An 11,400-nucleotide genomic window follows, 5' to 3' on the forward strand; every position below is an offset into this window, starting at 1 on the left:
CGCTATTCGGGCAATGCCGCGCACAACGCGTCCAGTGCCCCCGACCACGCGTGGTCCGGCGGCGTCCCGTACCCCACGACCAGCGCGTCACGCCGCTCGACGGTCGCCTTCGGGTGCCGGTAGCGGTGCAGTCCGTGCACCGCCAGCCCCTGCCAGGCCGCCGCTCGCAGCGCCGCCTGCTCGGTGCCCGGCGGGAGGCGGAGCACCACGTGCAGGCCGGCCGCGATGCCGGTGGGGCGGACCGACGGGGCTCGCCGCGCGAGTTCGGCCACCAGCGCGTCCCTGCGGCGCCGGTAGTGCAGGCGGGCCGCCCGGACGTGGCGGTCGTAGGCGCCCGAGGTGATGAACTCGGCCAGCGTCAGCTGGTCCAGCACCCCGCACGACCAGTCCACCCCGCCCTTGGCCGTGACGACCTCGGCGGCGATCGACGGCGGCACGACCAGCCAGCCCAGACGCAGCCCCGGGGCCAGTGACTTGCTGGCGGTGCCCAGGTAGATCACCCGGTCGGGGTCGAGGCCCTGGAGGGCGCCCACGGGCCGGCGGTCGTAGCGGAACTCCCCGTCGTAGTCGTCCTCGAGGATCAGCCCGTCGCCGCGCCGCGCCCAGTCCACCACCGCGGCCCGCCGCTCAGGGTGCAGCGCCCCGCCGATCGGGAACTGGTGCGCGGCCGTCAGCAGCACGGCCCGCACACCCGCCGACTCGTCCGCCCTTAACTCCTCGGTGCGGGTGCCGAGTTCGTCGAGCCCCAGGGGCAGCGTCCGCAGCCCCGCCCGCTCCAGCAGCCTCCAGTGCACGTCGAGCCCGTACGACTCCACGGCCAGCGATGTCAGCCCCCGGTCCCGCAGCACCTGGCCGAGGATCCTCAGCCCGTGCGCGATGCCGGAGCAGATGACGATGCCGTCCGGGTGCGTGCGGACACCGCGGGCCCGCGCCAGGTAGCCGGCCAGGGCGGTGCGCAGTTCCACGCGGCCGCGCGGGTCGCCGTAGCCGAGGGCGTCGTGCGGGGCCACCGCCAGTGCGCGGCGGGCCGCCTTCAGCCAGGCCGTGCGGGGAAAGGCGGACAGGTCCGGGGTGCCGGGGACGAGGTCGTACACCGGCTGGGACGCCTGGCGGCCACCACCCACTGCCGGTCCGGCGGCCGGCGGCGACACCGGACGTTCCCCCACGCTCGTGCCCGAGCCCTGCCGGGCGGTGAGCCAGCCCTCGGCGACCAGGTCGGCGTAGGCCTCGGCGACCGTGTTGCGGGCGATGCCCAGGTCGGCGGCGAGCGCGCGGGAGGACGGCAGCCGGGTGCCGGGGGCCAGCCGGCCGGTGCGGACGGCCTCGCGCAGGGCGTCGGTCAGACCCCGCCGCAGGCCCGGACCGGTCGGTTCGAGGTGGAGGTCGACGCCCAGAGTGGCCCAAGATCTTGGCATGGAAGTGGACCATACCCCTGGGTAGCTTCGCTCCTAGGGTCGAGGGCATGACTACGAACCACGACACGACGACCGGAGAGTACGCACCCGAACGGCCGGCCCGGATGCAGTGGGCCCAGCTCGCCCCCGAGGTCTACAAGGCGATGATCCGCCTCGACACGGCCGCCAAGCAGGGCCTGGACCACAAGCTCTACGAGCTGGTGAAGATCCGCGCCTCGCAGATCAACCACTGCGCCCTCTGCATCGACATGCACACCAAGGACGCGCTCGCGGCCGGCGAGAGCGTCGAGCGGATCATCCAGCTCAGCGCCTGGGACGAGTCGCGGCACTTCTACACCGAGAAGGAACTCGCGGCGCTGGAACTGACCGAGGCGGTGACCGTCCTGACGGACGGTTTCGTGCCCGAGGAGGTGTACGAGAAGGCCGCCAAGCACTTCGAGGAGGCCGAGCTGGCGCAGTTGATCTCCGCGATCGCGGTGATCAACGCGTGGAACCGGTTCGGGGTGACCTTCCGTATGGCGCCGGGGCACTACGAGCCGGGGCAGTACAAGTGACGACGACGCGGACCGGGCTCCTCGACCGGGCCGTCGGGCAGGCCATGTCCGCGCTCAGCGCCGCCGCGAAGAAGGGGCTCGGCGACCCCGCGCTCGCCGAGCTCGTGGTGATCCGGGCCTCGCAGCTCAACCACTGCGCCTTCTGCCTCGACATGCACCTCACGATCGCCCGCGAGCACGGGGTGAGCGAGAAGCAGCTCGATCTGCTGAGCGCCTGGGAGGAGGCCGGGGACGTCTACGACGAGCGGGAGCGGGCCGCGCTCGCGCTGACGGAGGCGGTGACCGTCCTGACGGACGGTTTCGTGCCCGACGAGGTGTACGAGAGGGCCGCCAAGCACTTCGACGAGGCCCGACTCGCCCATCTCGTCGGGCTGATCGCCGCCATCAACAACTGGAACCGGGTGATGGTCGCCCGCAGGATCCCGCCGGGGGGTTACCAGCCGTGAGCAAGGTCGACACGTTCCGCTCCCTGCACCGCAGACGCCTCCCCGGCGCCCCCCTCGTCCTGCCCGGCCCCTGGGACGCGGCCAGTGCCCGGGTGTGCGTCGAGGCCGGGTTCCCGGCGCTCGCGACGCCCAGCGCGGGGGTGGCCGCCTCCCTCGGGTACGAGGACGGGGCGACCCCGGCCGACGAGATGTTCGCGGCGGTCGCCCGGGTCGTACGGGCCGTGGACGTGCCGGTGTCGGCGGACGTCGAGGGCGGGTACGGGCTCGCGCCGAAGGAGCTGGTGCAGCGGCTGTGGGAGGCGGGTGCCGTCGGGTGCAACCTTGAGGACTCCGACGGGGGTCTCCTCAAGGACCCGCGGCAGCACGCCGACTGGCTCGCCGAGGTGCGGTACGCCGCCGGCGACCGCCTCTTCGTCAACGCGCGCGTCGACGTCTTCTCGGTCGGATTCACCGACCCCAAGCAGGCCGCCGAACAGGCCATCGAGCGGGCCGCGTTGTACGTCGCCGCGGGCGCCGACTGCGTCTATCCGATCGGCGCCCCGACGACCGTACTGCCGCTGCTGCGGGCCGGGATCCAGGGGCCGATCAACGTCGGCGCCCGGCTGGACGGCGAGGGCCCCTCGCCCACCGAACTCGGTGAACTCGGGGCCACTCGCGTCACGTTCGGGCCGGGGCTCCAGCGCCGGGCCACCGCGGAACTGCGGGAGATCGCCGCCGGCCTCAGGCCCTAGGGATGTTCAGGACAGCCACGCCTTCCACGTGGACTCGTGGCTGTCCACCCACTTCTTCGCCGCCTCCTCCGGAGACAGCTTCTGGTCGGCGATCATCAGGGAGACCTCGTTCTGGTCCTCGGTCGTCCACTTGAACTTCTTCAGCAGGGCGGCCGCCTTGCCGCCGTTCTTCGCGAAGTCCGTGTTGAGGTACTTCTGCAGCGGGGTGTGCGGATAGGCGCAGGCCACCTTCTCCGGGTCCGCGTCGCAGCCCTCCTTGTAGGCGGGCAGCTTCACCTCGGTCATCGGGACCTTCTTGAACAGCCACTGCGGCTGGTACCAGTACGTCAGGAAGGGCTTCTTCTGCTTCGCGAACTGCCTGATCTGCGTGATCTGGGCGGCCTCGGAGCCGGCGAAGACGACCTGGTAGTCCAGGTCCAGGTTCTTCACCAGCGCCTTGTCGTTGGTGACGTAGGAGGGCGAGCCGTCCATCAGCTGGCCCTTGTCGCCGCTCTCCGCCGTACGCAGCTGCGAGGCGTACTTGTTGAGGTTCTTCCAGTTCGTGACGTCCGGGTGCTCCTTGGCGAAGTACGTCGGGACGAACCAGCCGATGTGCCCGGTGACGCCGAGGTCGCCGCCGCGGGTGATCGTCTTCTTTTCGTCGACGTACCGCTGCTCCTCCTCGGGGTGGCCCCAGTCCTCCATGAGCGCGTCGATCCGGCCCTGGCTGAGCGCGTCCCAGGCGGGCACCTCGTCGATCTGGACGGTGTCCACGCGGTAGCCGAGCTTGTGCTCCAGGAGGTACTGGGCGACGGCCACGTTGGCCTGTGCACCCACCCAGGACTGCACCGACAGGGTCACCGTCTTGGCGCCCTGGGCGTTGGCGAAGGGCGAGGCCTGCTTGGTCATGTCGGCGGCACCGCAGCCGGTCAGCAGCAGGAGCGAGGACGCGCCGGCCACTACGGCAGTCGTACGAAATCGCATGTCACGCTCCCTTCTTCGGGCGGCGTTCGGTCGGCTGCGTCACCCGGTCGAGCATCAGGCCGAGGCAGACCATGGCGGCACCGGCCACCAGGCCCGTGGCCAGGTCGCCCTGCGCGAGGCCGAACACGGCGTCGTAGCCGAGGGCGCCGCCGCCGACCAGGCCGCCGATCACGACGACGGCGAGGACCAGGACGACGCCCTGGTTCACGGCGAGCAGCAGCGCGGGCCGGGCGAGCGGCAGTTGGACCTGGAACAGCTGCTGGCGGGTGGTCGCGCCGAGCGAGCGGGCGGACTCCATCGCGCTCGGGTCGACCTGGCGCAGACCCTGCGTGGTGATGCGTACGACGGCGGGCAGCGCGTAGACGACCGCGGCGGCGACCGCGGGGGCACGGCCCACGGCGAACAGCGCGACGACCGGGATCAGGTACACGAACTGCGGCATCGTCTGGAGGATGTCCAGGACGGGACGCAACTGGCGTTCGAAGCGCCTGCTGCGCGCGGCGGCGATGCCGATCGCGAAGCCGAGGACGACGGTGACCGCGACCGCGGCGAGCACCTGCGACAGCGTGTCGAGGGACTTGTCCCACACGCCCAGGACACCGATCGCGGCCAGGGCGAGGACCGCGGTGAGCGCGGTGCGCCAGGTGCCGATCACCCAGGACAGGGCGGCGACGATCAGCAGCAGCGACCACCACGGCAGCCCCTGCAGGCCGTCGCGGAGCGGGTCGAGCACCCAGGTGGTGAAGTGCCCGGCCCATTCGGCGGTGCCGCCGACGACGGGGACGCCGGTGTAGAGGTGGTCGACCATCCAGTCCTTGGCGGTGTTGACCGGTTCCGCGATGCCGACGACCCAGCCGGTCGGCCAGTCCGTGCCCTGCAGGAGGCGGACCGCCACGGTGACGACCACGGTGACCGCGGCGGCGACGCCCCAGCCGGCCCGGCCGCGCAGCCGGCGGTTGTCGGGCTCGGTGGCGCCGAGCCGTTCGCCGGCCGCGCCCGTGAGGCGGTCGAGGATCACGGCGAGCAGCACGATCGGGATGCTCGCGGCGAGGGCGGCGCCGACGTCGACGGTGGCGAGGCCCTGGTAGACACGGTCACCGAGGCCGGCCGCGCCGATGATCGAGGCGATGACGGCCATGGAGAGCGCCATCATGATCGTCTGGTTGACGCCGAGGAGCAGTTCCTTGCGGGCCAGCGGGATACGGGCGGTCAGCAGCCGTTGGCGGGCCGTGGAGCCCAGCGACTCGACCGCCTCCAGGACCTCCTTGTCCGCGCCGCGCAGGCCGAGCGAGGTGAGGCGGGCCATGGGCGGGGCGGCGTAGACGACGGTGGCGAGGACGGCCGCGGGCACGCCCATGCCGAAGACCAGGGCCACCGGGAGGAGGTAGGCGAAGGCCGGCAGCACCTGCATGGTGTCCAGGACCGGACGCAGGATCCGGTCCATACGGTCGGACAGCCCGGCGGCGAGCCCGAGCAGGGCGCCGACGACGACCGCCGCGAGGACGGCGACGACCATCAGCGCGAGCGTCTGCATGGTCGGCACCCACATGCCGAGCAGGCCGCAGGCCAGGAAGGCGACGGTCGTGCCGAGCGCCAGCCGGACCCCGGCCACCCGCCAGGCGACGAGCCCGGCGAAGGCGGTGACGCCCGCCCAGCCCGCCGCGAGGAGGACCAAGTAGACGGCCCGTACGGACAGCACGACCGCGTTGCTGATGTGGCCGAAGAAGTAGAGGAACAGCGGGTGGCTGTCGCGGTTGTCGATGATCCAGTCGCTGGTCTTGGCCAGCGGTTCGGAGACATCGACGGTGAGCGCGCCGGGCCAGCTTCCGCTGGCCCAGCGGGCGTTCGCCAGCGGGACGAGGATCGCCGCGGCGACGGCGATCAGCAGCAGCTTGTGGACGGCCCGGTGCTTCAGGATGCCGGGGAGGGAAAGGGGCGCGGACGCGGTGATCGTCGCCATCAGACCGCCTCCTTGCGGAGCTCCGTTCCGGCTACGACGTCCAGGAGCCGTTCGTGATCGACGACCCCCAGACACCGGCCGTCCTCCACGACACACGCGGGCTTGCGGCTGCGGGAGACGACCTTGATCGCCTCCGCCACCACCGCGTCGGCGGCCAGCGCCCCGGGGTGGTCCGCTGTGCCGCAGTCCCCGGCGCGCATGGCCGTACGGACCGTCATGACCTGCTCGCGCGGGACGTCCCGGACGAACTCGCGGACGTAGTCGTCGGCCGGCGAGCCCACGATCTCCTCCGGCGTGCCCAGCTGGACCACCGCGCCGTCGCGCATGAGGGCGATGCGGTCGCCCAGCTTGAGCGCCTCGCTCAGGTCGTGGGTGATGAAGACCATCGTGCGGCCCTCCTCGCGGTGCAGCCGGACGACCTCCTCCTGCATGTCGCGCCGGATCAGCGGGTCGAGCGCGCTGAACGGCTCGTCGAAGAGGAGCACCTTGGGGTCGACGGCGAGTGCGCGGGCCAGGCCGACGCGCTGCTGCTGACCGCCGGACAGCTGGCCGGGCCTGCGCTGCTCCATGCCCTCCAGGCCGACCTTCTTGACGACCTGGGCGGCCCGCTCGCGGCGCTCGGACCTGCCTACGCCCTGGATCTCCAGGCCGTACGCCACGTTGTCGAGGACCGTGCGGTGCGGGAGCAGGCCGAAGTGCTGGAAGACCATCGCGGCGCGGTGGCGGCGCAGCTCGCGCAGCCGGGACTTGTCCATGGCGCGGACGTCCTCGCCGTCGATGGCGATGGTGCCCGCGGTCGGCTCGATCAACCGGGTCAGACAGCGCACCAGGGTGGACTTGCCGGAGCCGGACAGGCCCATGACGACGAAGACCTCACCCTTGCGCACGTCGAAGGAGACGTCCCGGACGGCGGCGGTGCAGCCGGTGCGGGCGCGCAGTTCGGAGGGCTTCAGCGCGGCCAGTTCGGCATCGGCGGGGACGCGGTCCGCCTTCGGTCCGAAGACCTTCCACAGGCCCTCGACGGAGAAGACCGGCGCGGTCCCGGTCGTGGTCCGGTTCTCGTTCTGGTCCGTCTTCCGGGTCGTAGTCATCACGCACCACCTCCGATCAGGTCGGCGGCTTTCTCCCCGACCATCAACACCCCGATCATGGGGTTCACTGCGGTCATGGCCGGGAACACCGAGGCGTCGGCGATCCGGATGCCGTCCAGACCGCGGATCCTCAACTCGGGGTCGACAACGGCGAGTTCGTCCGAGGCGGCGCCCATACGGCAGGTGCCCGCCGGGTGGTACACGGTGTGCGCGACCTTGCGGGCGTACTCGCTCAGCTCCTCGTCGCCCGTGATCTGCGGGCCCGGGGCCACCTCGCGCTTGAGCCAGCCGGCGAGCGGCTCGGCCTTGGCGATCTCACGGGCGATCTTGATCCCGTCGACGAGGGTACGGCCGTCGTAGTCGTCCTCGTCGGTGAAGTAGCGGAAGTCGAGGGCCGGCTTCACGGATGGATCCGCGCTGGTCAGGTACAGCCGGCCGCGGCTCTTCGGCTTGGGGATGTTCGGGGTCATCGAGACGCCGTAGGGCGGGCGTTCGTAGCCCAGGCGCTCCGGGTTGTCCGTGAAGGGGATCTGGTAGAAGTGGAACATCAGGTCGGGGCCCGCGTGTTCGGGGTCGCGGCGCACGAACAGGCCCGCGTCGGAGTCCATCGCGGAGTTCCCCGGGATGGGGCCGTGCGTCTCCCAGACGATCACCGACTCGGGGTGGTCGAGCAGGTTCTCGCCGACGCCCGGCAGATCGAGCGCGACGGGGATGCCCAGCGCCTCCAGGTCGGCCTTCGGGCCGATGCCGGAGTGCAGCAGCAGACGCGGGGAGTCGACGGCGCCCGCGCACAGGACGACCTCGTTGCGAGCCCGTACGACGAACTCCTCGCCGTCCTTGGTGCGCACGCGCACACCCTCGGCACGCTCGCCGTTCAGCTCCAGACGGTACGCCCAGGTCTCCAGGAGGATCGTCAGGTTGGCGCGCTCGTCCATCACCGGGTGCAGATACGCCACCGACGCCGACGAGCGCTTGTTGTTCTCCGGGTGGTAGGCGAGGTCGAAGAAGCCGGTGCCGTCGTTGAACGGCTTCTTGTTGAAGCCCTCGACCCGGGGAACGTCGAGCGCCTTCTGCGCCGCGTCGACGAAGTCGCGGGCGATGGCGTTCCGGTCCTTCTCGTCGACCGGGACGATGTTGTTGAGCAGGCGCGCGAAGTACGCCTCCATCGGCACCGCGCCCCAGCCCTGGGCACCGGCCTCCTCCCACTCGTCCCAGTCGGACGGCAGCGGCTTGAAGGCGATCAGGGTGTTGTGCGAGGAACATCCGCCGAGGACGCGGGCGCGGCTGTGCCGGATGTGGGAGTTGCCGCGCGGCTGCTCGGTGGTCGGGTAGTCGTAGTCCAGCTCGCCGCCGAGCAGGCCCATCCAGCGACGCAGGGTCAGGACGTCGTCGCGGCCGACGTCGCTGGGGCCGCCCTCGATGACGGCGACGGTGACGTCGGGGTTCTCGGTGAGGCGGGAGGCGATGACGGAGCCTGCGGTGCCGCCGCCGATGACGACGTAGTCGTACTCATGGGTGTGGTCGGGCATGGGGGGTTACTCCAGGGGGCTTGCTCGACGAGACTCGGCGAAGTTCGGCGAGACGGAGGTCGGGGGTGCGGGGATCAGCCGGCGAACCAGCGGACGGGCTTCGGCGCGAGGTTCTGGTAGACGTGCTTGCTCTCGCGGTACTCGGCGAGTCCGGCGGGCCCGAGTTCGCGGCCCACTCCGCTCTTGCCGAAGCCGCCCCACTCCGCCTGGGGGAGGTAGGGGTGGAAGTCGTTGATCCAGACGGTGCCGTGGCGCAGGCGGGCCGCGACCCTGCGGGCCCGGCCGGCGTCGGCGGTCCAGACGGCGCCGGCGAGGCCGTACTCGGTGTCGTTGGCGAGGGCGACCGCCTCGTCCTCGGTGCGGAAGGTCTCGACGGTGAGGACCGGTCCGAAGACCTCCTCCCGTACGACCTTCATCTCGCGGTGGCAGTGGTCGAGGACGGTCGGCTCGTAGAAGTAGCCGGTGGCGGGCCGCTCCGGGGACGGCTCGGGGCGCTGGCCTCCGGAGCGCAGTACCGCGCCCTCTTCCAGTGCGGAGGCGACGTAGGCCTCGACCTTGGCTCGCTGCTGTTCGGAGACGAGCGGGCCGCACTCGACGCCGTCCTCCGTGCCCCGGCCGAGGCGGATCTTCTCGGCCCGGCGGGCGAGTTCGGTGACGAAGCGGTCCCTGACCGACTCCTCGATGATGAGCCGGCCGCCCGCCGAGCAGACCTGGCCGCTGTGGATGAAGGCCGCGTTGAGGGCCTGGTCGACGGCGGTGTCGAAGGCCTCGTCGGTGGCGCAGGCGTCGGCGAAGACGACGTTGGGGTTCTTGCCGCCGAGTTCGAGGGCGACCTTCTTGACGCTCGGGGCGGCGGCCTGGGCCACCTTCGTGCCGCTGATCAGGCCGCCGGTGAAGGAGACGAGGTCGACGTCGGGGTGCTCGGCGAGGCGGGCGCCGACGGAGTGGCCGGGGCCGGTGACGATGTTGGCCACCCCGGCGGGCAGGCCCGCCTCCGCCAGCAGGTCGAGCAGGGCGATCGTGGTCAGCGGGGTGATCTCGCTCGGCTTGACCACGAAGGTGTTGCCGGCCGCGAGCGCGGGGGCGATCTTCCAGCTGGCCTGGAGCAGCGGGTAGTTCCAGGGCGTGATCAGCGCGCAGACGCCGACGGGCTCGTGCACGACGACACTGTGGATGTCCGGCGAGCCCGCGTCGACGACCCGGCCGGGGGCCTCGGCGGCGACGAGGTCGGCGAAGTAGCGGAAGGCGTCGGCGACACAGTCGATGTCGACGCGGCCCTCCTCGACGGTCTTGCCGGCGTCCCTGCTCTCCAGCAGGCCGAGCTCCTCGCGGTCGCGGACCAGGAGGTCGGCGACGCGGCGCAGCAGGGCGGCGCGCTCGGCGACGGGCGTGCGGGGCCAGTCGCCGGCGTCGAAGGCATGCCGGGCGGCCGCGACCGCCAGGTCGGTGTCCTTCTCGTCACCCTCCGCGACCACGGCGAACGGCAGGGCGTCCGCGGGGTCGAGGATCTCGCGTGTGGCGCCGGAGACGGCTTCACGCCACTCCCCGCCCGCGTGGATGGTCTTCCGCGCCTGGAGTTCCACTCTGTCCGCCATGATCGGTTTTGCCTTCCGTTCCTGTTCAGTGCCCCTGTGTCACACACGTGTCACTCATCGGGACCGTGAGCGCCTGCCCCCGGCTTCGGATTGCATGCGCGATCCGTGGCCTAAAGTGCGCTGTCTCACTGGACATACGGGCAAATGGAACAAAAGGTGCACATTGGGGGCCGGAACGTGTGAGTCAGTCCACGCTCGCGGGGTCGCAGGACCCGATCGGCGGGCAGAACCAGTCCAGCGCCGTGGTGAGCAGCTCCAGCTCGTCGTCCCGGCCGTCCGCGTCGGGGCCGTAGGCGGCGATGGCGTAGATGTTGCCGTCCAGGGCCACGAAACGCTCGTCGTAGACGTGCCAGGTGCCGATGTCGGGCTCGCCCCTGATGCTGTCGGCGAGGTACTCCAGCCGTGAGCCGGTGAACCCGGCGTCGTCCAGATTCTGCAGGGAGAGCTGCTGGAAGCCGTCCGGCTTGGCGGTCGCCTCGGACAGGTACAGCTCGAAGGAGGCGTCCGGCGACTCCTCCGCCACCTGGTACACCTGCAGCCGGCGTTCGCTGTCCGCGCTGCGGTAGTTGACCACGGCGATGCCGAACTGGGAGTCCACCGTGCTGCGCGACCAGCCCTCGGGTATCGCGATCCGGAAGCCCTCGGCGTCCTCGTACTCCTCGTAACCCGCGGGGAGTTCCGGACCCGTCACGGACGGCGACACCGTCTCCTCGGTCGGCGCCGGCTCCGGGTCGCTCTGCTGCGAGACCCCGGACGTCGGCGTCGCGCTCGCCGCGACGGACGGCTCGTCCTTGTCGTCCCCGGAACCGACCACGAGGGTCAGCACCAGGCTCACGGCGACACCGACGGCGGCGGCCCCGACGAGCACGGACCACACGAGCCTACGGCTCATCCCCGGTGCCGGGGCGGGCGCGGCGGGCTGGTCGACGGGCGGCCAGGAACCACTCGGCCACGGAGCGGGAGGCCAGGCACCACTACCACCGGCCTCCTGCCCCGACGAGGCCGGACCACCCGTCACCTGCGCCGCGGGCCACGGCCACGCCCCACCGCCACCGGACTCGGAGGGCGAAGCCGAGGGCTCGCCCGAAGCGGGGGCCTGAGGTAGTACGGCCGACG

The 11,400-nt window shown here is 71.7% G+C and carries 10 protein-coding genes; 3 read left to right on the forward strand and 7 right to left on the reverse strand.

Features of this window, described 5'->3' with window-relative positions:
• Nucleotides 1-2: 2 nt before the first annotated feature.
• Nucleotides 3-1,415 carry a MocR-like pyridoxine biosynthesis transcription factor PdxR gene (gene pdxR, locus ABT063_RS17250; RefSeq protein ID WP_351058172.1) on the reverse strand — a complete coding sequence of 471 codons (1,413 nt, stop codon included), beginning with the start codon at nucleotides 1,413-1,415 and terminating at the stop codon, nucleotides 3-5.
• Between the two features lie 47 nt (nucleotides 1,416-1,462).
• Here pdxR and ABT063_RS17255 point away from each other — a divergent pair, with 47 nt between their 5' ends.
• Genes ABT063_RS17255 through ABT063_RS17265 form a run of 3 tightly spaced genes read left to right on the forward strand, consistent with a single transcriptional unit; the run spans nucleotide 1,463 to nucleotide 3,146 of the window.
• The gene (locus tag ABT063_RS17255) at nucleotides 1,463-1,969 is read left to right on the forward strand and encodes a carboxymuconolactone decarboxylase family protein (protein WP_351058173.1); all 507 of its coding nucleotides are present in this window, start codon (nucleotides 1,463-1,465) and stop codon (nucleotides 1,967-1,969) included.
• 44 nt (nucleotides 1,970-2,013) lie between these two features.
• On the forward strand, nucleotides 2,014-2,415 hold the full coding sequence (locus ABT063_RS17260) for a carboxymuconolactone decarboxylase family protein (RefSeq protein ID WP_351058243.1): 402 nt from the start codon (nucleotides 2,014-2,016) through the stop codon (nucleotides 2,413-2,415).
• Nucleotides 2,412-3,146 carry an isocitrate lyase/PEP mutase family protein gene (locus tag ABT063_RS17265; RefSeq protein WP_351058174.1) on the forward strand — a complete coding sequence of 245 codons (735 nt, stop codon included), beginning with the start codon at nucleotides 2,412-2,414 and terminating at the stop codon, nucleotides 3,144-3,146. The genes ABT063_RS17260 and ABT063_RS17265 overlap by 4 nt, the downstream gene beginning before the upstream one ends.
• Before the next feature lie 6 nt (nucleotides 3,147-3,152).
• Here ABT063_RS17265 and ABT063_RS17270 read toward each other — a convergent pair whose 3' ends face one another.
• From ABT063_RS17270 to ABT063_RS17295, 6 genes are all read right to left on the reverse strand, one after another.
• Complete coding sequence (locus ABT063_RS17270; RefSeq protein WP_351058175.1) at nucleotides 3,153-4,109, reverse strand: ABC transporter substrate-binding protein; 957 nt, start codon at nucleotides 4,107-4,109, stop codon at nucleotides 3,153-3,155.
• A 1-nt stretch (nucleotide 4,110) separates the two neighbouring features.
• Nucleotides 4,111-6,069 carry an ABC transporter permease subunit gene (locus ABT063_RS17275; protein ID WP_351058176.1) on the reverse strand — a complete coding sequence of 653 codons (1,959 nt, stop codon included), beginning with the start codon at nucleotides 6,067-6,069 and terminating at the stop codon, nucleotides 4,111-4,113.
• Complete coding sequence (locus ABT063_RS17280; RefSeq protein WP_351058177.1) at nucleotides 6,069-7,160, reverse strand: quaternary amine ABC transporter ATP-binding protein; 1,092 nt, start codon at nucleotides 7,158-7,160, stop codon at nucleotides 6,069-6,071. The genes ABT063_RS17275 and ABT063_RS17280 overlap by 1 nt, the downstream gene beginning before the upstream one ends.
• Nucleotides 7,160-8,689: a GMC family oxidoreductase gene (locus ABT063_RS17285; RefSeq protein WP_351058178.1), complete on the reverse strand. Its 1,530-nt coding sequence runs from the start codon at nucleotides 8,687-8,689 to the stop codon at nucleotides 7,160-7,162. Before ABT063_RS17285 ends, ABT063_RS17280 begins: the two co-directional genes overlap by 1 nt.
• 74 nt (nucleotides 8,690-8,763) lie before the next feature.
• Nucleotides 8,764-10,284, reverse strand: a complete 1,521-nt coding sequence (locus ABT063_RS17290) for an aldehyde dehydrogenase family protein (protein WP_351058179.1) — start codon at nucleotides 10,282-10,284, stop codon at nucleotides 8,764-8,766.
• Between the two features lie 184 nt (nucleotides 10,285-10,468).
• Nucleotides 10,469-11,176 carry a serine/threonine kinase C-terminal domain-containing protein gene (locus ABT063_RS17295; protein ID WP_351058180.1) on the reverse strand — a complete coding sequence of 236 codons (708 nt, stop codon included), beginning with the start codon at nucleotides 11,174-11,176 and terminating at the stop codon, nucleotides 10,469-10,471.
• Nucleotides 11,177-11,400: the final 224 nt, after the last annotated feature.

Origin of the sequence: Streptomyces sp. NPDC002838, from assembly GCF_040295365.1 — a bacterium.
Classification (GTDB): Bacteria; Actinomycetota; Actinomycetes; order Streptomycetales; family Streptomycetaceae; genus Streptomyces.

What these genes read in the sequence shown, in the direction of transcription:
- pdxR (WP_351058172.1), bottom strand. Translation starts at nt 1,415, where the DNA reads ATGCCAAGATCTTGGGCCACTCTGGGCGTCGACCTCCACCTCGAACCG.
- ABT063_RS17275 (WP_351058176.1), bottom strand. Translation starts at nt 6,069, where the DNA reads ATGGCGACGATCACCGCGTCCGCGCCCCTTTCCCTCCCCGGCATCCTG.
- ABT063_RS17290 (WP_351058179.1), bottom strand. Translation starts at nt 10,284, where the DNA reads ATGGCGGACAGAGTGGAACTCCAGGCGCGGAAGACCATCCACGCGGGC.
- ABT063_RS17295 (WP_351058180.1), bottom strand. Translation starts at nt 11,176, where the DNA reads ATGAGCCGTAGGCTCGTGTGGTCCGTGCTCGTCGGGGCCGCCGCCGTC.
- ABT063_RS17260 (WP_351058243.1), top strand. Translation starts at nt 2,014, where the DNA reads ATGTCCGCGCTCAGCGCCGCCGCGAAGAAGGGGCTCGGCGACCCCGCG.
- ABT063_RS17255 (WP_351058173.1), top strand. Translation starts at nt 1,463, where the DNA reads ATGACTACGAACCACGACACGACGACCGGAGAGTACGCACCCGAACGG.
- ABT063_RS17280 (WP_351058177.1), bottom strand. Translation starts at nt 7,160, where the DNA reads ATGACTACGACCCGGAAGACGGACCAGAACGAGAACCGGACCACGACC.
- ABT063_RS17270 (WP_351058175.1), bottom strand. Translation starts at nt 4,109, where the DNA reads ATGCGATTTCGTACGACTGCCGTAGTGGCCGGCGCGTCCTCGCTCCTG.
- ABT063_RS17285 (WP_351058178.1), bottom strand. Translation starts at nt 8,689, where the DNA reads ATGCCCGACCACACCCATGAGTACGACTACGTCGTCATCGGCGGCGGC.